General features: G+C 40.8%; 19 protein-coding genes and 1 tRNA gene. 12 read left to right on the forward strand and 8 right to left on the reverse strand.

Annotated elements, in window-relative coordinates:
* Nucleotides 1–44: 44 nt before the first annotated feature.
* Nucleotides 45–506, reverse strand: a complete 462-nt coding sequence (locus B3H30_RS12470; RefSeq protein WP_070568910.1) for a DUF4268 domain-containing protein — start codon at nt 504–506, stop codon at nt 45–47.
* A gap of 103 nt (nt 507–609) precedes the next feature.
* On the opposite strand from B3H30_RS12470, the gene B3H30_RS12475 reads away from it, so the two are divergent.
* Complete coding sequence (locus tag B3H30_RS12475; protein WP_070569098.1) at nt 610–1,140, forward strand: lipocalin family protein; 531 nt, start codon at nt 610–612, stop codon at nt 1,138–1,140.
* A gap of 21 nt (nt 1,141–1,161) precedes the next feature.
* Here the strand turns inward: B3H30_RS12475 and B3H30_RS12480 are convergent, their stop codons facing one another.
* Both B3H30_RS12480 and B3H30_RS12485 read right to left on the reverse strand, forming a co-directional pair.
* On the reverse strand, nt 1,162–1,467 hold the full coding sequence (locus B3H30_RS12480; RefSeq protein WP_286834187.1) for a hypothetical protein: 306 nt from the start codon (nt 1,465–1,467) through the stop codon (nt 1,162–1,164).
* Nucleotides 1,468–1,619: 152 nt separating this feature from the next.
* Nucleotides 1,620–2,924, reverse strand: a complete 1,305-nt coding sequence (locus B3H30_RS12485; protein ID WP_070568913.1) for an ammonium transporter — start codon at nt 2,922–2,924, stop codon at nt 1,620–1,622.
* A gap of 291 nt (nt 2,925–3,215) precedes the next feature.
* Between B3H30_RS12485 and B3H30_RS12490 the strand changes: the two genes are divergently transcribed.
* Nucleotides 3,216–4,268, forward strand: a complete 1,053-nt coding sequence (locus tag B3H30_RS12490; protein ID WP_070568916.1) for an outer membrane beta-barrel protein — start codon at nt 3,216–3,218, stop codon at nt 4,266–4,268.
* Nucleotides 4,269–4,428: 160 nt separating this feature from the next.
* On the opposite strand, the gene B3H30_RS12495 is transcribed toward B3H30_RS12490, so the two are convergent.
* Both B3H30_RS12495 and B3H30_RS12500 read right to left on the reverse strand, forming a co-directional pair.
* Nucleotides 4,429–5,808: an OmpA family protein gene (locus B3H30_RS12495; protein WP_070568918.1), complete on the reverse strand. Its 1,380-nt coding sequence runs from the start codon at nt 5,806–5,808 to the stop codon at nt 4,429–4,431.
* Between the two features lie 70 nt (nt 5,809–5,878).
* Nucleotides 5,879–6,292, reverse strand: coding sequence for an NUDIX hydrolase (locus B3H30_RS12500; protein ID WP_053003618.1), 414 nt, complete (start codon nt 6,290–6,292; stop codon nt 5,879–5,881).
* Between the two features lie 266 nt (nt 6,293–6,558).
* On the opposite strand from B3H30_RS12500, the gene B3H30_RS12505 reads away from it, so the two are divergent.
* Together B3H30_RS12505 and B3H30_RS12510 are read left to right on the forward strand one after the other, a co-directional pair.
* Nucleotides 6,559–7,578 carry a L,D-transpeptidase gene (locus B3H30_RS12505; protein ID WP_070568921.1) on the forward strand — a complete coding sequence of 340 codons (1,020 nt, stop codon included), beginning with the start codon at nt 6,559–6,561 and terminating at the stop codon, nt 7,576–7,578.
* 82 nt (nt 7,579–7,660) lie between these two features.
* On the forward strand, nt 7,661–8,422 hold the full coding sequence (locus B3H30_RS12510) for a murein L,D-transpeptidase catalytic domain family protein (RefSeq protein WP_236586050.1): 762 nt from the start codon (nt 7,661–7,663) through the stop codon (nt 8,420–8,422).
* An 88-nt stretch (nt 8,423–8,510) separates the two neighbouring features.
* On the opposite strand, the gene B3H30_RS12515 is transcribed toward B3H30_RS12510, so the two are convergent.
* On the reverse strand, nt 8,511–9,209 hold the full coding sequence (locus B3H30_RS12515; protein WP_053003619.1) for a prolyl oligopeptidase family serine peptidase: 699 nt from the start codon (nt 9,207–9,209) through the stop codon (nt 8,511–8,513).
* 246 nt (nt 9,210–9,455) lie between these two features.
* On the opposite strand from B3H30_RS12515, the gene B3H30_RS12520 reads away from it, so the two are divergent.
* The 6 genes from B3H30_RS12520 to gap all read left to right on the forward strand — a co-directional run bounded on the left by B3H30_RS12520 (nt 9,456) and on the right by gap (nt 17,263).
* On the forward strand, nt 9,456–10,661 hold the full coding sequence (locus tag B3H30_RS12520; RefSeq protein ID WP_070568924.1) for a metallophosphoesterase family protein: 1,206 nt from the start codon (nt 9,456–9,458) through the stop codon (nt 10,659–10,661).
* A 3-nt stretch (nt 10,662–10,664) separates the two neighbouring features.
* On the forward strand, nt 10,665–13,703 hold the full coding sequence (locus B3H30_RS12525) for an AAA family ATPase (RefSeq protein WP_070568927.1): 3,039 nt from the start codon (nt 10,665–10,667) through the stop codon (nt 13,701–13,703).
* Between the two features lie 79 nt (nt 13,704–13,782).
* Nucleotides 13,783–13,980: a hypothetical protein gene (locus tag B3H30_RS12530; RefSeq protein ID WP_139145072.1), complete on the forward strand. Its 198-nt coding sequence runs from the start codon at nt 13,783–13,785 to the stop codon at nt 13,978–13,980.
* A gap of 335 nt (nt 13,981–14,315) precedes the next feature.
* The gene (locus B3H30_RS12535) at nt 14,316–15,410 is read left to right on the forward strand and encodes an AI-2E family transporter (RefSeq protein ID WP_070568932.1); all 1,095 of its coding nucleotides are present in this window, start codon (nt 14,316–14,318) and stop codon (nt 15,408–15,410) included.
* 221 nt (nt 15,411–15,631) lie between these two features.
* A complete protein-coding gene (locus B3H30_RS12540; protein WP_070568934.1) occupies nt 15,632–16,249 on the forward strand; it encodes a TlpA family protein disulfide reductase in 618 nt (205 codons plus the stop codon).
* Between the two features lie 6 nt (nt 16,250–16,255).
* Nucleotides 16,256–17,263: a type I glyceraldehyde-3-phosphate dehydrogenase gene (gene gap, locus B3H30_RS12545; RefSeq protein WP_070568938.1), complete on the forward strand. Its 1,008-nt coding sequence runs from the start codon at nt 16,256–16,258 to the stop codon at nt 17,261–17,263.
* 102 nt (nt 17,264–17,365) lie between these two features.
* Here gap and B3H30_RS12550 read toward each other — a convergent pair whose 3' ends face one another.
* Nucleotides 17,366–18,145, reverse strand: a complete 780-nt coding sequence (locus B3H30_RS12550; protein WP_172462523.1) for a TIGR02757 family protein — start codon at nt 18,143–18,145, stop codon at nt 17,366–17,368.
* A gap of 8 nt (nt 18,146–18,153) precedes the next feature.
* Nucleotides 18,154–19,188 (reverse strand): quinone-dependent dihydroorotate dehydrogenase, encoded by a 1,035-nt coding sequence (locus B3H30_RS12555; RefSeq protein ID WP_070569103.1) that lies wholly within the window; start codon nt 19,186–19,188, stop codon nt 18,154–18,156.
* Nucleotides 19,189–19,248: 60 nt separating this feature from the next.
* Between B3H30_RS12555 and B3H30_RS12560 the strand changes: the two genes are divergently transcribed.
* Nucleotides 19,249–21,168 carry an ABC-F family ATP-binding cassette domain-containing protein gene (locus tag B3H30_RS12560; protein ID WP_070568943.1) on the forward strand — a complete coding sequence of 640 codons (1,920 nt, stop codon included), beginning with the start codon at nt 19,249–19,251 and terminating at the stop codon, nt 21,166–21,168.
* A 133-nt stretch (nt 21,169–21,301) separates the two neighbouring features.
* Nucleotides 21,302–21,374: transfer RNA gene (locus B3H30_RS12565), tRNA-Lys, on the forward strand.
* Nucleotides 21,375–21,475: the final 101 nt, after the last annotated feature.

Genomic DNA, 21,475 nt, shown 5'->3' on the forward strand with positions numbered 1-21,475 from the left:
GGAATCAAACCTGTAATAACTCATCTTACTATACTAAATGTTAATTATTTGAAAATATCGAAGGTATACTTTGCTGAGGACCAAAACTCATCCAGCGCAATTATTCGAGGCTTAAAAAAAGAAATGAGCTCAGCCCAGTCTGTCTCTTTAAAAACGCTGTAACCTGTTAAGCTTGTGTAGATCCGACAAATCGGTTTCCCATATTCGTCCGTTCCGTCCATGTCCCAAATCCACTCCTCTTCAAGAAGATCCTGCAACAACGCTTTAAACTGAAAAAATTGTTCTGCCATCAATGCCCTCAGTCCAGCATCAGGTTGTGACCACTGTATCGCAACAGTTGCCACTTTGTTATCCGCATCCATTTTGAAGTATAAATGCTTAATGCCTGTCTTGTAGTTGATCCAATTTACCTTATCCCCATCTGCAGAAGTATGTAAAGCCATAAATTGGCCAAACTTCGTCCAGAATAACTGTTTTAATTGTTTTATCTCTTCCCTTGAATACACCGATACAAATTTTAGTCAACAAAATTAGCAAAATAGCGCGGTATGTCTAAACCTTATTGGTATCAAAATTGTTGTTTTAACAATATATATTCAAAAGATGAACATGGATAAGAAAAAATCACTGTTACTGTTAGCTGGCGTCGCACTTAGCGCTGTGGCCTATAATGCCTTTAAGCCCGTCATCTCGCGACCCGACGTCGTCGATCCTTTTGACTTGGATAAATACCTTGGAAAATGGTATGAAATAGCTAGACTCGACTTTTATTGGGAAAAAGGCTTAAGTCAAGTTTCGGCAGAATACAGCAAAAATAAAAATGGTACAATACGTGTCAATAACCAAGGGTACTCCGAAGACAAAGAACGCTGGAAACAGTCTATCGGAAAAGCTAAATTTGTCAACAGCCCCAATGAAGGTGCACTTAAAGTGTCGTTCTTTGGACCGTTTTACAGTGGCTATAATATCGTAAAAATAACGTCGGATTATAAATATGCACTTATTTTTGGAGACAACCTCGACTATATGTGGATTTTGGGCCGTGAGAGGGAAATTCCAGATAAAATAAGAAATGAATTTTTAACCTATGCCCTCCAATGTGGATATAAAACAGGCGATCTGGTGTGGACCAAGCACTAATCCTGTATAATAGATCAAACCTTAGTTAAAGATAGGGGCCAATAGCTGATAGTTTAACGTCTTGTCCTGCGAGAGCACATCGGCTATTTCTTCAATGTCCTCAGGAGTAATTGCATTTCTGATACCTGCATTGTAAAGGTTCGTAAGGAAAAATGCAGCTTCACGTTTTTCGTTAAGCGGCAAAATTGAATTCCCGACATAGAAATTTAATACAGATACAGCATATTCGCCAAACAGGTTAAAACCGAAATCACCATTTTTCTGGAGGCAATAACGCATCATTTTTTCAAAATCAGAACGCAAAGTATCTTTAATCTCAGTAGTCATTGAACATCTTTTTAGAGGCATAGTTGCCGAAAATAGTGTATAACAACATACACTCTTCTCCTGGCAGGACAAAAATGCAAAAAATATCCCAAACAATGTACCGCGAAGCAGTAGATTGTTTGGGATAAATGGAGCGTTATGCCACGAATGGTTTACAATGCTTCTGCATGTTGAGAAACATCCAAGCCAAGCTCTTCATCTGTTTCTTCGACGCGCAATGGAGCGATAAGATCGGTGATCTTCAATAGTACCAATGAACCCACGAAGGCAAAAAATGACACCGCAAATAACGCGACCATATGGACAAAAAACAATTTCGTCTCGCCAAAAAATAGGCCATTGTCCACAACAAGTGGATTAACATTATGGTGAGCAAACACACCGGTAAGTACCATACCAACCATACCGCCTACCCCGTGACAAGGGAACACATCCAACGTATCGTCTATACTTGTTTTGCTTCTCAAATATACAACCAGATTACTAACCAAAGCACCAACCAAACCAATGATCATCGCATGTGGAATACTGACAAAACCAGCTGCTGGAGTAATTGCAACCAAACCAACAACAGCACCGATACATGCCCCCATTGCTGAAGGTTTTTTTCCACGTATGATATCAACAAATATCCATGCCATCGCGGCCATAGCCGATGCTGTAGTTGTGGTCGCAAAAGCATATGCTGCCAACGAATTTGCTCCACCGGCAGAACCGGCATTAAATCCAAACCAGCCAAACCATAAAAGTGCTGTACCCAAGATCACGTAGCTTATACGTGCTGGATTATGACTTTGTGTCTTACGTCCTTTTAAATAAATAGCAGCTGCCAACGCCGCCCAACCAGCCGACATGTGTACAACTGTACCACCGGCAAAATCAAGAACACCAAATTTTGCCAATATACCTTCTGGGTGCCACGTAGCATGTGCCAATGGCATATAAATAAAAATACTGAACAGGATTATGAATAACATAAATGAATTAAAACGGATACGTTCTGCAAAAGCCCCAGTAATTAATGCCGGTGTAATAATCGCAAACTTCAATTGAAACATGGCAAACAAAACCAAAGGTATAGTGGGAAGCGCTCCCCAAGCAACATTCCCTAATGTACCTTTCATCATAAAAAATGTACGCGGATCACCCACAATACCACCGATATCATCGCCGAAAGCTAAACTAAAGCCAACAGTGACCCAAAGGATTGTCATTAAACACATACATATAAAGCTTTGCATCATCGTTGAAATTACATTCTTCTTGCTAACCATACCGCCGTAAAAAAAGGCAAGTCCAGGTGTCATAATCAACACCAATGCAGAAGAAGTCAACAACCAGGCCGTATCTCCCGTATCAAATTCTGTCTTGTTTAAGTCAGACAAGTCAATCGAGGGAAATACAAGTCCTAATACTCCCAAAAGAACTAGAACAATGAGTGGAATAATTTTTTTCATTTGTTTAAACTGATTAGTGTTTTCAATACATTAATAAAATTGTTAAAAAAATACAAGAACAAAACAAAAACCTACTTTCGCTTATAATTTTTTCAAATATAAAGTCTTTTTATTAAAAAAATACCATGTTATTTTATTTTTTATGATTTTTTTTACATAATTTCACAAAAACAAATACAAAAACCACAATAATCACTTTATTTTTAAACCAAAAACCAAACAAAACAAGCAAAACAAAGATAATTTCACCTAAAAACATCAAACAAACCAAACTTAAACCCCAAAAAAAACATGAAAAGACTTCTAACAACCATTATTTTATCGACATTTCTAATAAAAACAGCCACGTGCCAAGAAGAAACAAAAGAAAAAGGAATAGAAATATCCGGATCAGTAGACACCTATTGGAAATATGATTTTCAAAACAAACCCAACATCAACACCTATTTTACGGAAGACAACAATTCTGTGTCTATTGGCATGGTGGATTTGGCTGTAAAAAAGAAGTTTAAAAAAGCATCATTTGTCGGAGAATTATCTTTTGGGCCCAGAGGACAGTATCGATCCATTATGAACGGTGATGGCCAGGCCGGCGATGACAAAAACAGTTTCCACATCCAAAATTTATATGTAGGCTATGATCTAACCGAGAAGCTCAATCTTACTGCAGGATTCATGGGAACATTTGTGGGTTTTGAAGTAATATCGCCCACATACAACTTTCATTATTCAACTTCCTATTTATTTGGCGCCGGCCCATTTCAAGACGCAGGTTTAAAAGCTACCTATAGTTTCTCAGACAAAGTAGCCTTAATGGTCGGACTGTTTAACGACTGGAACGTCTATCAAGATATGAACGGAGTTTCCCATGTCGGATCACAACTGGCCTATACCCCCAATGACAAAAGCAGCTTCTATCTCAATTTTCTGACAGGATCGTCCGCTGGCGGTAAAAACAATTACAGTTCCGGGACCTTGGTCGATCTCGTTGCTAATTATGACTTCACCTCAAAATTTTTCCTTGGATTAAATGCTACAAATTATAAAAAGAGAGATGGTGGCGGTTACTCTGGAATAGCACTTTATCCAAGAATTCATTTTTCAGAAAATTTTGGCCTAGGATTACGCGAAGAGTTTTTCCAAACGCATAAAGAGGAAGAAAATGGAATCCCTAGTTCCAATATCCTCGCAACCACCTTAACAGCAGAATACAATTACCATGGATTCAAATTTATTCCCGAAATCAGAATTGACAAAGGAAATACCGAACGATTCATCAAGAACGACTTAAGCCCAACTAAATCTGCTGGACAATTTCTATTGGCCTGTGTATACAGTTTCTAAAGAGCATTCCATTACACCAAAGAAAAGGGCAGGTTACACTGCAATGCCCCCAAAAGCGAGACACTTTCTGGGGGCATTTTTATGAGAAAAAACATAGTTTGGAATTCAAACTTAGTCTTGTCGATCGGATCGTTCAAGGCTATTGTTCAGCAAAAAACACTTACCGTACACTTATCGAAACATGCCGATCCATAATACGATCGGATTCGGGCGCATCTGCCTTATACTTGGCAAACTGTGAACCGTACCCCTCTGCACCGATTACCTGTTTGGAAAGCTGCTCTTTACCCAGGTAATCCTTTACAGCTGTTGCGCGCTCAAGCGATAACTTTTTATTAAAATCCTCATTACCTGTTTTGTCGGTATAACCACCGATCTTAATATTGGCTGCAGGAAAAGCCTTTAATATCGCCGCAAGATTACGCAGTTGCACCTGGCTTTCAGGCAACACCTCGGCTGTACCTGTTTTGGAATTCAGGTTATCGAAATCAAACCAGGTATTTTTCAGGGAATCCTCACCGATCGACTTATAATCGGATTTTAGAAATTGGACCAACTGATCTTCTATCCCGCCTTTAAATGCAGCAAGTTTGACACCATCTGGCAAGATGACCTCCGTCTGCTCGCGCTCCACTAAACTGGAACCTGTTTTCATGGTACTTGAATCCACCATTGCACTGTTCACACTGGTGTCGGTAGCACCGTCTTGCTTACTGCCGCTGCAGCCTTTTCCAAATAAAAACCAGAGTAGAGCCAATATAACCAAAGCGATTAAAATCTTCCACCAACCGCCACCGGACCCGCTTCTGGAACTGTTTTCAGCTATCGCTGCCCGCGACTCTCCTGTTCTCGGCAATGACAAAGGCTCTTTATGTGCTTCCAACTCATTTGCCGGATTAATGGAGCTTGACTTATGACTATCGACCTCCTTGACAACATCAACAGGAACTGCAGGTTCAGTCACCGACTCCACAGGTGGAGAAAAATGCGCCCCATCGAAAAGCTTTCCAAAGGCACCTAAACCTAAACCCGCTGGCACAGCAGCAGCAAAAGCTGTTTTATTTTCCTGCAAAACATGACCGATACGTTCAAAATCCCAATTTTGTCCCTTATTTGTTAAACTGGAGAATATCGCTGACAGAGAAAAATTCATTAATTTCCCAATGGAACTACCATCATAGCCCAAATAACCGGCAACAGTACTCAAAACGGTATCCAGGCCACCACCAAATATTGATCCCAGTAGCCCAGCCGAATTCTCACCTTCCACCGCACGATCCCCTGCAGACTCATCCGCGTTTGTCACACCGCCGAGAAGTCCTTTGAGATCAAAATCCGCGAAATGCTGCTTGGCCTTTTCAAGTATTGCCGAAATTCCACCGGAATCGGAATGTTGGCTTAAACCTAAAAACAAGGCGGGAATTGTTGCATTCAACCCCTGCTTCACCCCCTCTTTATCCTGGTTTAAAACTTGCCCTATCTGAGCGACCGCTTCTTCGTCAAAAAAGTCCTTCGCCCCTTTTAAAAGCTGATTTTCCATAATCTTCGTTTATTTTTAGTTTTTATAAAACTCTAACAAACAAAGGTTTAATTTGTTTACTCAATACGATTTACTGATCAAAATCACCCGAAAGCCATTTCGGAAGAACAAACTCGGATGCCAAATGAGCCCATCGGTAGTTCTGCCAATTAGCTTTACTGATCCACAGCACTTCGTCCAGCTCTTCGTAAGCCTCAAATGCATGACGCTCTGCCAGTTTAATTAAATAGATATAGCCCACGACAACCGTATTAAGCTCATTTACGGCTTGCGTACTGTGGCTTCCGATAAACCGTATTTCCATCCCGCCCACGTCATACTGAAGCTCCTCCTTGAGTTCGCGAATTAAGGTCTCCTCACGGCTTTCTTCCGGAGCTACCTTCCCGCCGGGCAGCTGAAAATAGCTAGAACCTTTTTTACGAACCATCAGCAAATCTCCTTCCGGGGCAAGCATCACCCCCGAGCAAATAACAATTTTGTCCATATCACTTATTTCACACTGATTATTTCAGACCACAAAACTAACTTTTTATCCATCATCAAAGAAATATATCCCCCGCATTCAAGACAGCTCTTTACAACCAAATTTCACACCAAGTGAACGTCCTAACCTCGAAAATCTGTTAGGGTTCACAAAACGAATATTAAAGGTTTAACGGTAATTCTTTTTCTTTCAACTGCAATAAAATTGCAAATAATAAACTAATTATCTAAGTTTAAGGAATAAAACGACAATCTATACATCCATATATGAATCGAAGATTAACCTGTTTCATACTAAGCATGTTGTTTCTATTGCCGGGATGCCGGCAAGATAAGAAAAACACAACAAAGACCAATCAGCAAACTGAACAGCGAAAACCTACACCTCCTAAAGAGCAGGTTGAGAAGAAAAAAGTATTTACGGCTGATGATATTATTCTTAAAAAAGAGCTGCTTTACAACAAATACACCCTGGAGGACAGTTATCCCTACAAAGATACCACGCGAGGTTTTCAATGGGATAAAATCAAGGAACGCCTGGCCTTTATCGAAAATTTTCAACAGTCTCCATCGCTGTACGGCGTTCTACAAAATTATCAAAATGAAAAGGGCGAAGCGCCAACAATCCAGAATTATAAGCGGGACTCTTATAAACGCGTGTCCGACAGTTTCAATGTCGAACGCTATCAAGCGGCACCCCTCTACGATCTTAACAGCGCGAAGGCCGTTCGTTACGGTCGCGACGGCTGGCTCGTTCGCGTACAAGGCCCCGACAGCATCGCACGGATTCCGATTGAGGGTATTTCATTCGAAGGGAAATATACCGTACCCAAAAGATATCTTCGCATCATTAGCGATACCGTACAGTTCAACATTATCAATGTTGTCGATGTGAAGAACCAAAATATCTGCACCTTGGAGAAGGTCGGTAGCGAATGGCTTGTCCGAAGCATGAACCCCGTGACGAGTGGCCGGCACAAACCTCCCCATGCCCAGGAAACACCGACAGGCCTCTTTGTGGTCCAGGAACACAAATCCAAGATGTTTTACTATGAAGACGGTACCAAAACTTATGCCGGATTCGCCCCCTATGCTACCCGATTTACCGCCGGGGCCTATATACATGGGGTTCCAGTTAACAATCCCAACGGCAGCATCATTGAATATAGTGAGAATCTGGGCACAATACCCAAGTCCCATATGTGCGTCAGAAATGCGTCATCTCACGCCCAATTTGTCTATAAACGGTCAAAAGACCTCGCTTCGCTGGTTATTGTTATTGATTAACAATATTTAACATTCTGTAAATCAAACATGTATTATCTTTAATCATTAATTTTGTAAACATCTACACAGAAAAGGGAGAAGAATGGGAAATACGTTTATGTTTCTTTTGATGGCACTTAATACAGCACTGTCCTCACAAGAAGAATTAAAAACAACAGATCAACAAACCACCAGCACTCATCGTATCAATGTCGAACGTCAACATACCGAAGTTGACTCATTGTATGATGAAATGAATCTAGGCAAAGTATTAAAATACGAAGCGTTTCGTCAAGCAATGGAAGGCAGAAAAGAACTTCCGATCCACAACAAGGACATCATGACCGTCATCGATTTTTCATTGGCATCAACGGAAAAGAGGCTTGTGGTACTCGATCTTGCGCACAAAAAAGTACTATTCAACACGCTGGTCGCACATGGAAAAAATAGCGGTGAAAACTATGCCGTCAATTTTTCAAATCAACAGGAATCACTTAAAAGTTCTTTAGGATTCTTTACAACAGAAAACACCTACAATGGCGAGAACGGCTACTCTTTGGTTTTAAATGGTCTTGAAGAGGGGATAAATGACAATGCAAAAGCACGATATGTTGTGATGCATGGCGCCGACTACTGTAGCACAGGAACAATAGCAAGTTTAGGCAGACTTGGCAAAAGCTACGGCTGCCCCGCGGTTCCAAGAGAGTTTGCAGGTCCAATCATTAACACAATCAAAGATGGAACGTTGTTGTTTATTTACGCTGACAACTCCGAATACCTCGCAAAAACACGTTTGATCCATCAACCTAATATATTAATGGCTCAATTTCAAAAAAGACAGTCCGCCTTTGATCACGAAGGATAACAACAAAAAAGCCTGATAGAAATATTTCATCAGGCTTTTTTATGTTGTAAATCACTGTCCGACAGAGCACCTTCGCATTCACGTTAAGCTAAGATTTATGCTTTTTCTTAAATTTCAACATCCAATTGTAAATTGCATCGTCATGAAACAGTCGTTCCACGCTTCCGTGTGTGCCCCCTTTTATTACATTTAAGCTCACATTTGCTTCCGGATCCTCTCTTTTTATCGCATTCATAATTTTTCGGGATTCCGAAATTGGCACAGCACGATCAGCAGTACCATGATGAAGCCATATCGGCACCTGCGTCAGGTTAGATGCATACTGACTCGATCCACCACCACATATTGCAACGGCAGCAGCCACCCTTTCAGGATATTTGCCAGCCACATCCATTGTGCCATAGCCTCCCATACTCATGCCGCAAACGTAAATACGATCGGGGTCGGCATTGTAATGTTCAATAACATAGTCAACAATTTCGATCACTTTGTCTGGATCCCATCCTCCCCGGGACTGTGGTGCAACAATTATCCCAGGTACATCCTGCCCTTTATTGATGGCATACAATACACCGTAACGCTTTACACGGTCTAAATTTGTCCCGGACAAACTTCTTCCGTGCAAAAACACAAACACAGGCTGCTTTTCAGATTCCAATGAATCCGGTGCAGCATCTTTCAATAGAAAGGGATAAGCAGTCTCCCCTTTTATAGCGTGTATCTCCTGCGCATTTACGCGCATCAACAGCATAAAGAAAAAACAGATATACAGGTAAATTTTTCGCATACTTCTTGTCTATGACTATCTAGCTTAATTTTGGAGCACTAAAAATACAATTAAATGACTTTTATGGTATGCATTTAACATGTTTTAACACTTCGATTTCGGGAACATAGCCATTCAAAGAAAAGAAAGGCCTCATTCCTTATTAGCACAAATTGATCATTTGAAAGATTCCATCCAATTATAATTGCATTTCATGCCAAAATTATCTTAGTTTGTAACATTGTCGCAAAATATCCAAGCTCTCACATGAAAATATTGCATACCGCCGATTGGCATTTAGGAAAAAGATTGGACAGTTTTTCCCGGATAGATGAACAAGTACTGGTCATGGACGAAATCGTTCATATCGCAGATCGGGAAAACGTGGATCTGGTGATCATCGCAGGAGATCTGTTCGATGCCTTCAATCCAGGTGTGGAAGCCATTGAGTTATTTTACCGAACCATCAAGCGTCTTACAAAGAATGGCATGCGCCCTGTAATAGCAATCGCAGGCAATCACGATTCACCTCATTTGATTGATGCACCCGATCCTTTGGCAAGAGCGTCGGGGATCATCTTAATCGGGCATCCTCATGCTGTGGTCACTCCTTTCGCAACAGAGGGTTTCACCGTGTTACAGTCAGATACAGGCTTCATCGAATTAAGCTTGCCGCAATTTGACGACCCGATTCGTATTCTTCACACAGCCTATGCCAATGAAATACGCTTAAAACAGTATCTAGGCGAAGAGAAAGAAAGTAAATTGAATGAAGTGTTAGCGGCAAATTGGCAAAAAATAGCCAATACCTATTGCGATGATAAAGGCGTCAATATATTGACGGCACATCTTTACATGAATAAATTGGGCAGTCCACTTTTAGAGGAGCCAGATGGCGAAAAACCGGTCAAAATTGGTAATGCAGACTTAATCTATTCAGAGGCCATCCCGACGCAGGTCCAATACACGGCATTAGGGCATATCCATGGTTATAAAAATATCGGTTCGGCTGAGAAACCGGTAATTTATGCATCTTCGCCCCTATGTTATAGCTTTTCGGAGGCTGGGCAAACTAAATACGTTGCGCTGGTGAATGTATCGGCCGGCGAACAAGCAATTGTCGAGCGCATTCCATTGACTCAGGGCAAACCGCTGGTCCGAAAATCATTCGACGATATTGAGCAGTGTATATCTTGGTTGTCTGAAAACCCCAATGCATTGGTGGAGCTCACGCTGAAATCGGAGACCTTCTTAAAAGCCGAGGACCGCAAGCGAATCTATCAGAGCCATTCGGGAATAATCTACCTCATTCCGCTCGTTAAGCAGGATGAGCAAGAGCTGCTTGAAGCCAAAGAAATTAATCTTACACAAGACATGTCGACTTTATTCAACGATTATTTTAAATCCAAGAACGGCAACCAGGCACCCAATGATGACATCCTCGATCTTTTTCGCGAAATCCTAAACTCATAATCCATGATTCCATTAAAGTTAACTCTAGAAGGGATATACTCATATCAAGAACGTCAGACGATCGATTTCACTGCGCTTTCTCAAGCAGGTCTTTTTGGTATCTTCGGTGCTGTGGGTTCCGGCAAATCATCGATATTGGAAGCAATTACCTACGCCTTATTTGGGGAAACAGAACGCCTGAATGCACGGGATAAGCGCGCTTATAACATGATGAATCTAAAGTCTAACCGATCTTATATTGAGCTTGATTTCGTCAACTTTGAAGACCGTACATTTAGAATTACCCGCGAATTTAAACGCAATTCCAAAAATTTCGATGATGTGAAATCGCCCACGGTTGTACTCTACGAAAAAATCAATGAAGCATGGGTTCCACTAGAAAGCAGCAATACGCAGCATATCATCGGATTAAGCTATGAGAACTTCAAGCGGACAATCATCATTCCTCAAGGACAGTTTAAAGAGTTTATAGAACTCGGAGCCAAGGAACGCACGGATATGATGAAAGAAATTTTTCAGCTGCATCGATTCGACTTGCAGGATAAAGTTTCCAACCTCTATAAAAAAAATCAGTCCGAACTGGATCACCTCAACGGTCAATTAATCGGATTTGATGAGGTCACAACCGAACTGATAGAAACGACCGAAACAAATCTCCAACTGGCAGTCGAGTCCTTTGTCGTCCTTGAGTCGTCGTACAAGGCGCATCATGAAAGGTTCTTAAGCCTCAAAAAACTCAAAGAGGATTTCTTAGAACTCCGAACAGTGAAAGCACTCTTTCAGCAATTGCTAGAACAAAAAGATGAAAAAGAAACTTTACGGTTAAAGTTAAATCGCTTTGAGGAAGCGCAAACCAACTTTCTACATATTCTTAAAACCAAGGAAAAATTAGCGGCGGAAGGCCTAATTACACAGAAAAGAGTAGAAACCGAAAAGCAGAGACAGGCCGAAATTCAACAGCTGATCCAGGAGCATTCCTCAAGTCTAAATCTGTTGAAATCACAATATGAGCTGCTACCACAGCGTCGTATTCAGGAATTGGACCTGGAATTGATAAGCCAATTGATTACGTTTTCAAATGAAATCAAGAGTTTACAGGATCGGGCGCAGAAGGGACACAATTTTGTGCAGGAAACGAAAGATCAACAACGACATTGTAAAGCCAGAATTCAGGAGACAGAAATTCAAATCGTCAGCCTAAAGCGAGCAAAACCCTCATCTCAAGAACTCATGGAGCTGGGTCAGTGGTATACCAAGCAGCAGAGCATCCAGCAGCAGGAAGACGACCTGAACAAACAGGCCATTGATTTAGAAAAAAGCATAGCCATACTGAAGAATGAACTCCATGCCTTCCATCCTGATCTCGAAGAATTCCGATCCAATCATCCTCTTGTCGTCAATGCCCTCGAGCAAAAACTTCAAGCACTCCAAGATGAAAAATCTCATCTTCTCCTGCAGCAAAGGCTGACCCAATATGCAGAAAACCTTAAAGCAGGCTCCCCGTGCCCACTATGTGGAGCTTTGGAACATCCCGCCATCAATCAAGGACAGGATATTTCTCACCAGGTTGCCGCTAATGAGAAATTGATTACTGAGATAAATGAGAACCTTAAGCACCAACAGGATCAGCAATTTCAGGTCGAGAAACTTCAGCTACGTTTGCAGTCACTAAATGATCAGCAACAAGATCTACATACGAAAATACAGCTGAATGCCCGTAACAAAATTGCGCATGCCCAACAATTTACATGGGCCGGTTATAGTCCTACGGATGAATCCAGCTACACATCAAATAAGCAGGAGCTTGCCCGGATCGAAACGCAACTAGCAAAAGTGGAGCAACAACTTGGCGAACATCAAGCTACACTCGCCTCCGTTGAGGAAAAGCTGGAGAAATACAATAAAGCACTGCATCAATTTGAACGTGATGAAGCAAGCAAACAGGCCCAGATTAATCAAAATATGGGGAATCTAAAAACGCTGCGCTGGTCCGACTATAAAATGCGGGAGTCCAAAGCAGTCGAACAGGAATATACTGCACTGAAAAGATCGAATCTTGAGATTGAGCGCGACTACATTGCTTTAAACGAACGATTAAATGAGTTAAACAGTCAATTTGCAGCCCAAAACAGCTTGGTACAGACCATTGTTGAACAGCTCGGACATATCGAACGTGAAAGTCAAGAGGCCGATGTCACGCTCCAACAGCTACTTGAGGCGTCACCCTTTGAAACGTTGGAAGAGATTCGGCAAATACTCGCGGAGAATTTGTCTGTCATACAGATCCGACAAGAGCTGGAGCAATTTCAGATTCAATTTGAAACGGTGAAGGCACAGATCAGTCAGTTGGAAAAGAAACTCGTCGACCAGGTATATGACGAAAACCAATTTCTCGCGCAGGAAAAAATCCTGGATGAGAGCGCCCAAGAATTGAAAGCAAGCACAGAAAATGTTGCCCGACTTCAACAAGAGCGCGATCAGCTAAGAATCGCCTATGCTAAAAAGGAAAATCTCCAGCAACAACAGATCAAACTAAGTTTACGCCACGATAATTTGAAACAACTTTTTAATCTATTTAAAGGTGCGGGCTTTGTGCAATATGTTTCTTCGATTTATTTACGGCAGCTGTGTGATCATGCGAACATTCGTTTCCATCGCATGACCCGCAATCAACTTAGCCTGCAGCTGAATGACAACAATGAATTTGAAATTATCGATTATTTGAATGAGGGAAAAAGTCGCAGTGTAAAAACACTATCCGGTGGACAGGCATTTCAGGTATCCCTAAGTCTGGCTTTGGCCTTAGCAGAAAGTGTACAGTCTAATTCGCGTGCGGCCAGAAACTTCTTTTTTATCGATGAAGGCTTTGGAACACAAGATATCACTTCTGTTAATATTGTTTTCGAAACCCTATTAGATTTACACAAGGAAAACCGCATCGTCGGTATTATTTCACATGTTGAAGAGCTCAAAGAACGTATTCCAGTATCCCTTTCAATAGAAAAGGATGAAGAGCGTGGCAGTCAAATTTTTATCAATTAATTCCGTTTTATTTTGTATATTAGTTATAGCGGTTCCGCTGAACGAGCCTGATCGCTATAACCAACAAAAACAAAAGATTATGGGCTTATTTTCAAACAATAAAAAAGGAAAAGGGTCTCATCCTTTTTTTCATAAGGCGACCAAAACAGTAAGCAGCACGGCCTTTTCAGCTAAAGAAACCAGTCAAACAAGGACGGTACAATCCATGCTTTTTGTCAAACAATACGATATACTAACGATCTTAAGGGAGGTTTTAATGCCGCAGAATCAAAACTAAAATTAAGCAGATTTCCATCTTCCATACTAACGTGAATGATGTTGGCCCTCCATGTAAACGTAAACAGACTATGTTTACTACGCACGATTAGTGCCTAGGTTAAGGAAAGTCTAGGTACAGCATAGCGTATAAAGCTATCAAAATTTAGCAAAACAACATGATTGCTAATCACTGGGAACCAGAACTTCACAATTGGCTTTAGGGCAGAAAAAAGAAATACAATAAAACATTGAAATTATAAAAAAGAAAGTTTATTTTAACCAGACAAAACTTTTTCCAAAAAAATATTGTCATACGATAAATAACAATCGATAGACAGTATATTTGTCAGCTATATGAAGTACAAACAAATCAACAATAATTCCATCAATCAAATCATGCTAATCGTCATCATATTGGCGATATGTATATTGATCTTTACAAGCTTATTCTACTACCTCCCCGGTTTTCTGGGAGCAGTTACCTTATATATTCTTTTTAGAAAAATCAATTTTAAGTTGACTGAAGAAAAAAAATGGAATAAATCTTTCGCCAGTATTTTATTGATATTATTGACTATCATATTCTTGGTAGGGCCACTCTATCTGTTAATCAACTACATGGTACCTCAGGTAACAGAAGTCATTAGCAACAAAGACGATCTGATGCACAAGTTTGACTCGATCAAAACGTACTTTAAAGATAGCCCCTATTTAAGCAATATCGATCTTTCTGATACCGCCTTAATGGGAACGCTTCAAAAAGCAGCTAAATTTATACCCAATATTCTGAATTCCGTTGCGGAAGTTGGTGTCAATATACTGGTAGCGCTATTTGTGTTGTATTTTATGTTGGTTAGCAGCAAAAAACTAGAACAAACCATTTATCAAGCGATCCCTTTCACCCAAACCAGTAAAGCCGAGTTGTGGAAAGAGTTTGATATGATGGTAAAATCCAATGCAATCGGCATCCCGATTTTGGCTATATGCCAAGGTATTGTAGCGGGGCTTGGTTATTGGTTCTTTGGCTTAGAGAGCCCGATCTTTCTGGGAATTCTTACCGCAGTTTCCACTATAATCCCAATTTTGGGAACCATGGTGGTGTATCTACCGGCAGCGCTTTTTCTACTGGCGAATGGACAGTCCGGAAATGCAATAGGTCTTGCCTTATATGGTATCATTATTATTGGTAGTATTGATAATGTACTTCGATTTACCATATTGAAAAAGTTGGGTGACGTTCATCCCTTAATAACGGTATTCGGTGTTTTGCTGGGATTAAACCTATTTGGTATGCTGGGATTGATCTTCGGTCCACTAATCCTATCTTGTGTGGGTGTATTATTGAAAGTGTATAGCATTGAATTTGGAAGAAGTACGCCAGAAATTATTCAATCTACCTCATTGACAGACTCAAAGTCTACGCATGACGGTCCTGACATCATAGAATAAAGGAACTGCAACAGGTTAAATTGTTTTGATCACAACATGCATTAATATCCAGTATACTGTCATAAATGAATTTCTACGATTAAGAATCCCTTTTTTTTCATAGTTTTGATCATTAGTATAATACATTCTTCAATACTTTCTACGTAAAAATTGACGATGTATTAAGCATAAACATTAAAACGATAAAATCACGAAAACTGATTTAAAAGCAAACGTATTCTATGAATAAAAAGATAATCTTAGGAGTGACAGCGTTATTGGCCGCCGGCATTCTTTCCTCATGCAACAACAACAAACCGAAAACAGATCAAACTGCAAATACTACGCAGGAAGCCAGTGCTGACAGCCATGATCATGCAGGTCATGATCATGCAGACCACGATCCTAGTCAAGCTGCGCCAAAGCAATCTTCCGACCCTGCAGCCATTCTTCCTAATTTCACATTTTATCAGCTTCGTTCGGGCATCCGTGTTACGCAGGAAAACGTTGCTAAAGACAAGAATACCGTTTTTATTCTATTTGATCCCGGGTGTAGTCATTGCCAACATGAAGCTACGGAGCTTGAAAAGAATATTGATCGTATAAAAGACGTCAATATTTATTATATTTCCATGAATGATCCGGCCTTAGTACTAGGTTTTTTTGACACCTTTGCACCTAAACTATCCAAAGCATCCAACGTAGAGGTATTGATTGATAAAGACCAAACGTTTATACAGACCATCCACGTACCTTCACAATTTCCCGCAAATTACGTCTATGGTGCGGACGGAAAACTAAAAGCACATTGGGAAGGTGAAAAAAATATTAACGAAGCAATAAGCCAATTTCATAAATAATCTGAAATGCTAAACATAGCAATCAATGGATTCGGACGCATCGGTCGGAATACACTACGTAATATCTTTTTACGGGAGGCTTTCGATGAACTGCAGGTCATTGCCATCAATGACCTGACAGATACGAAGACCTTAGCCCACCTATTTAAATACGATTCTGTACATGGTCCTTTTCCTGGCACCGTGACACACGATGAAAAACATATTATTGTCAATGGTCTTTCCATCTTGGTTACCAATGAAAAAGATCCTGCAGCACTGTCTTGGCAGGAGCTTCAAATTGATATTGTCATCGAATCTACAGGGTATTTCACCAGTCGTGACAAAGCGGCTCTCCACCTGGAAGCTGGTGCAAAAAAAGTGATTATCTCCGCCCCGGCACAAGATAAAGACATTTCAACAGTGGTATTGGGCATTAATGACAGTGTCATTGATCTATCTGCTTCGATTTTATCCAATGCCTCCTGTACAACAAACAATGTTGCTCCCCTCGTTAAAATATTGGATGAAAATTGGGGCATCAGAGATGGCTATATTACCACGGTTCATTCCATGACGGGAGACCAGAATCTTCACGACGCACCACATAAAGATTTAAGGAGAGCGCGGGCAGCATCGTCGGCGATCATTCCAACAACTACTGGTGCCGCTAAAGCGATTACCAATGTTTTTCCGCATCTGCGGAATAAGCTTGGCGGAGCCGGGATACGTGTCCCCGTACTCAACGGTTCATTGACGGACTTTACCTGTACGCTCGAGAAAGAAACCACTGTAGAGGAAATCAATAAAGCATTCAAAGCTGCTGCAGAAGACGAATTAAAAAACGTATTATTTTATACAGAAGACCCTATCGTTTCGGTAGATATCATCAATAACCCCTATTCATGTGTATTTGATGCGCAGTTAACCTCGGTGGTGGGCGGTCTGGTCAAAGTTGTGGGCTGGTATGACAATGAATTTGGTTATTCCAATCGTTTGGTTGACCTTCTGATCAAGATCGATAGGCTCGCATAAGTTTGCTACCTCATCATCATCTTAGGATAGGTGGCGGCATAAAAAAAGCGTCCTTGCCAATTATAATTGGCAAGGACGCTTTTTTTTCTTCATGCATTAATTTTACATTTCCCCTTCAACGCCTAATCCAAATAACGCAAAATCATATTTGACCGGATCCAGCGGATCCAGTAAACGCAGATTGGCTGTTAATTCCTGGGCTGTTTTCCAATTCACTTTATCCAGCGTAATTAGACCAAATTTGCGGGCAACACGCTCGACATGGACATCACAGGGACAGATGAGATCTTTTGGGGACAGGCGGTGCCAAATACCAAAATCTACACCTTTTGTATCTTTTCTGACCATCCAGCGTAAAAACATATTGATCCGCTTGACGGTTGACTTCTGTGCTGGACTACTAATGTGCTTCCGCGTGCGAACAGGATAATCAGGTAAGGAAAAGAAATAGGTTTTAAAGGCATTCAATGCCATTTCTAGGTCGACCTCTTCCCTGTTCTCCTGTCCTACGAGAAAAGCATCCTCCAAAGATTCGAAATGCGCATAGTGATGCTTAAAAAAAGAAACAAAATAAAGAATGTCGGTATCATTGAAGGTACGGTGCTTAAATCCCAGCAAGGTCTTTAAATCCTGTTCTTGGTGATTTACAATATAATCGTATGGCGAACCATCCATACGAGCCACCAGTTCATTACATTTATTGATAATCGTCTTTCTTTGTCCCCAAGCCATGATGGAAGCCAAAAATCCCATGATCTCAATATCCTGCTTCCGGGAAAATTGATGGGGAATCGATATGGGATCATTTGGAATAAAACCAGGTTGATTATATTCATCAACTTTCTTATCCAAGAAATCTTTCAGATCAAAATCAACGGCCATACTAATCCTTATCTTCCAGTTTGAAGAATACCTTTACAAATCTTTGCGATCAAGCCTGGGCCTTCGTAGATAAAACCGGTATAAACTTGAATGAGACTGGCTCCAGCATCTAACTTCTCAATGGCATCTTTCGCCGAATGAATCCCCCCTACACCGATGATCGGAAATGCCTTGTTGGATTTTTCACTTAAGTAGCGAATCACTTCCGTTGAACGTTTGGTCAAAGGACGTCCACTTACACCACCCGCTTCATTGATCAGCTCCTGTTGGCTCTGTAAGCCTTCTCTTGAAATCGTCGTATTCGTTGCGATAACACCTGCAATTTGAGTTTCCAAAACGATCTCGACAATATCATCCAATTGACTATCCGTCAAATCGGGCGCTATTTTAAGCAAGATGGGCTTCGGAGCCGATTTTGCGATATTGAGGCTTTGTAAAGTATTCAATATATGTTTTAAAGGCTCCTTTTCCTGTAAATCCCGTAAGCCCGGTGTATTCGGAGAACTCACATTAACAACAAAATAATCCACGTAGTCAAACAATGCATTGAAGCAATAAATATAATCATTGACAGCTTCTTCATTGGGTGTCACCTTATTCTTACCAATATTTCCCCCTATTAACAATCCTTTTCGATCCTTTAGATTTTTCAATCTTGTAGCGGCAACATCTGCCCCCTGATTATTAAATCCCATTCTATTGATCAACGCTTCATCGGGAACAAGGCGGAACATCCTGGGTTTATCGTTGCCCGGTTGCGGCTTAGGAGTTACCGTTCCAATTTCGATAAAACCAAATCCCAAATTAGTCATATCCGCAATATATTCCGCATTTTTATCAAAGCCAGCAGCAAGGCCCACCGGATTTTTAAACTTCAATCCAAAGACTTCGCGTTCCAAACGTGGATCTTCCACGGTAAAAAAAGCATTCAATAATTGTTTGGCGCCCCAAATTTTTGAGAAAACATTCAATCCACCGGTCACTTTATGGTGAGCCGTCTCCGGATTCATTGTAAAGAATATAGGTTTGACTAATTTATACATAATCGCAAAGTTACTCAAAGAGGAAGAAATATTCATTACTTTTGTACTTTTGCAGTTGAAATGATATCAATAAATAATTTAACATTTGAAATAGGATCTCGCGCTTTATATGACGAAGCAAACTGGCATATCAAACCAGGAGATAAAGTTGGCTTGATCGGTGCCAATGGTACAGGTAAATCGACTTTACTTCGCCTTATTGTCGGTCAATATACGCCCACATCAGGAACGATTTCCATGGCGAAGGACCTTAAGATTGGTTATTTAAACCAGGACTTATTGTCGTACCATTCTGACAAAAGCATTTTGCATGTTGCCATGGAAGCTTTTGAGCGCCAAAATCAATTACATGCTGAAATCGAGGACTTACTCCACAAACTAGAAACAGATTATTCAGATGAAATCCTGAATAAACTAAGTGATAAACAAGTAGAATTTGAGGCTTTAGATGGTTATAACATCGAATTTAAGGCCCATGAAATCCTTGCCGGTTTAGGTTTTTCCGAAGAAGAACAGAAAAGACCATTGGCCACTTTCTCCGGAGGATGGCGTATGCGGGTTATGCTTGCCCGTATCTTATTGCAAACTCCAGATATTCTGTTATTGGATGAACCGACCAACCACATGGACTTACCTTCCATCAAATGGCTGGAGAACTATCTGCAAGCATTTGATGGCGCCATTGTGATTGTTTCCCACGATCGATATTTTCTTGACCGCATCATCAAGAAAACCGTAGAATCACGTAAAGGAAAATTAACACTTTATGCAGGTAACTACAGTTTTTATCTTGAAGAGAAGGAACTACGGAATGAATTGCAGGCCAATCAATTCAAAAACCAGCAAGCCAAGATAAAACAGGAAGAACGCCTTATCGAGCGTTTCCGCGCCAAGGCTTCTAAAGCCAAAATGGCGCAGTCGCGCATCAAAGCATTAGATCGCTTGGAGAGAATTGACGATGTAGACGATGACAATCCTACGGTAAACTTCAGCTTTAAATTTTCAAAACCTTCGGGGCGCCACGTCGTGACATTGGAAAATATTTCCAAGTCATACCCTAACCTGGAGATCCTAAAAAATACTTCAGCCATTATAGAAAAGGGTGATAAAATAGCCCTAATTGGTGCCAATGGTAAAGGTAAATCTACTCTCTTACGTATCGTGGCCAATGCGGATCACCAGTTTGAAGGAAAAGCAGAACAGGGACACAATGTTTCGCAGACATTTTTTGCGCAACACCAGCTGGAAGCGCTGCACCTGGAAAATTCCATCCTTGCCGAGTTACAAACTTTTGCACCGAAGCATACAGAGACTGAATTGCGCTCGATCCTTGGATGTTTTCTATTCACTGGTGATGATGCATTCAAAAAGATCAAAGTACTCTCCGGAGGTGAGAAATCGCGTGTGGCCCTTGCAAAAGCATTAACCGCGGACGCGAACTTCTTAGCGCTCGATGAGCCTACCAACCACTTGGATATGCAGTCTGTCAACATTCTGATCCAGGCCTTGCAGCAATACGAAGGTACATTTATCGTTGTCTCCCACGATCGTTATTTCTTAGACAATGTAGCAAACAAAATCTGGTACATTGAAGACAAACAGATCAAGGAATACCCAGGTACCTATCAGGAGTATGAAGAATGGGCTGCAAAACGCGTCGTAAAGGCGGACGTAAAAACGGAGAAAAAAATCAAGGAAGAACCCAAAGTAAAGAAAGAAAAGCAACCACTTACGGAAGATAAAACACGTTTGTTGAGTAAAAAAAATAAGGAGCTAACGTCTTTTGAACAAAAAATTGAAGAGCAAGAAATTTTAGTTAAAAATTTAGAATCAAAACTTGCCGACGAAGCAGTGTATTCGGATGCGACTAAGTTACAGGAAACTACACGCTCTTACAACTCAGCGAAGGCATTATTGACGCAATTTCAGGAGAGTTGGGAACAGCTGGCGGAAGAAATCATGGAATTGGAAAATGGTTAATTTTTTTGGCTTAAAATCAGCTTATTAAACCTCAAAGCATGATTTTAAGCCAAAATTATTTGCAGGAACAGGATTAAAGCCCTACTTTTGCATCACTTCAAACAAGGAACGACAGTTCAAAATAAAGAAGTAAGATTCCGTAGCTCAGCTGGTAGAGCAATACACTTTTAATGTATGGGTCCTGGGTTCGAATCCCAGCGGGATCACTGAGAAGAGCTAATCGCAAGATTGGCTTTTTTTTGTGTTAATAACAAAAATCAATCAGATCATTCTGCATTAAACGGATCAAGTAGACTTCTTGGGGGAA

Source organism: Sphingobacterium sp. UBA7038 (assembly GCF_002494055.1).
In the GTDB taxonomy this organism is placed as follows: Bacteria; Bacteroidota; Bacteroidia; order Sphingobacteriales; family Sphingobacteriaceae; genus Sphingobacterium; species Sphingobacterium multivorum.

Bases quoted from the DNA above. Each gene is read 5' to 3' on its own strand.
- B3H30_RS12560 (WP_070568943.1), top strand. From the start codon at position 19,249: ATGATATCAATAAATAATTTAACATTTGAAATAGGATCTCGCGCTTTA.
- B3H30_RS12550 (WP_172462523.1), bottom strand. From the start codon at position 18,145: ATGGCCGTTGATTTTGATCTGAAAGATTTCTTGGATAAGAAAGTTGAT.
- B3H30_RS12520 (WP_070568924.1), top strand. From the start codon at position 9,456: ATGAAAATATTGCATACCGCCGATTGGCATTTAGGAAAAAGATTGGAC.
- B3H30_RS12530 (WP_139145072.1), top strand. From the start codon at position 13,783: ATGGGCTTATTTTCAAACAATAAAAAAGGAAAAGGGTCTCATCCTTTT.
- B3H30_RS12510 (WP_236586050.1), top strand. From the start codon at position 7,661: ATGGGAAATACGTTTATGTTTCTTTTGATGGCACTTAATACAGCACTG.
- B3H30_RS12535 (WP_070568932.1), top strand. From the start codon at position 14,316: ATGAAGTACAAACAAATCAACAATAATTCCATCAATCAAATCATGCTA.
- B3H30_RS12490 (WP_070568916.1), top strand. From the start codon at position 3,216: ATGAAAAGACTTCTAACAACCATTATTTTATCGACATTTCTAATAAAA.
- B3H30_RS12540 (WP_070568934.1), top strand. From the start codon at position 15,632: ATGAATAAAAAGATAATCTTAGGAGTGACAGCGTTATTGGCCGCCGGC.
- B3H30_RS12480 (WP_286834187.1), bottom strand. From the start codon at position 1,467: ATGACTACTGAGATTAAAGATACTTTGCGTTCTGATTTTGAAAAAATG.
- B3H30_RS12495 (WP_070568918.1), bottom strand. From the start codon at position 5,808: ATGGAAAATCAGCTTTTAAAAGGGGCGAAGGACTTTTTTGACGAAGAA.
- B3H30_RS12515 (WP_053003619.1), bottom strand. From the start codon at position 9,209: ATGCGAAAAATTTACCTGTATATCTGTTTTTTCTTTATGCTGTTGATG.
- gap (WP_070568938.1), top strand. From the start codon at position 16,256: ATGCTAAACATAGCAATCAATGGATTCGGACGCATCGGTCGGAATACA.
- B3H30_RS12555 (WP_070569103.1), bottom strand. From the start codon at position 19,188: ATGTATAAATTAGTCAAACCTATATTCTTTACAATGAATCCGGAGACG.
- B3H30_RS12525 (WP_070568927.1), top strand. From the start codon at position 10,665: ATGATTCCATTAAAGTTAACTCTAGAAGGGATATACTCATATCAAGAA.
- B3H30_RS12505 (WP_070568921.1), top strand. From the start codon at position 6,559: ATGAATCGAAGATTAACCTGTTTCATACTAAGCATGTTGTTTCTATTG.
- B3H30_RS12500 (WP_053003618.1), bottom strand. From the start codon at position 6,292: ATGGACAAAATTGTTATTTGCTCGGGGGTGATGCTTGCCCCGGAAGGA.
- B3H30_RS12485 (WP_070568913.1), bottom strand. From the start codon at position 2,924: ATGAAAAAAATTATTCCACTCATTGTTCTAGTTCTTTTGGGAGTATTA.
- B3H30_RS12475 (WP_070569098.1), top strand. From the start codon at position 610: ATGGATAAGAAAAAATCACTGTTACTGTTAGCTGGCGTCGCACTTAGC.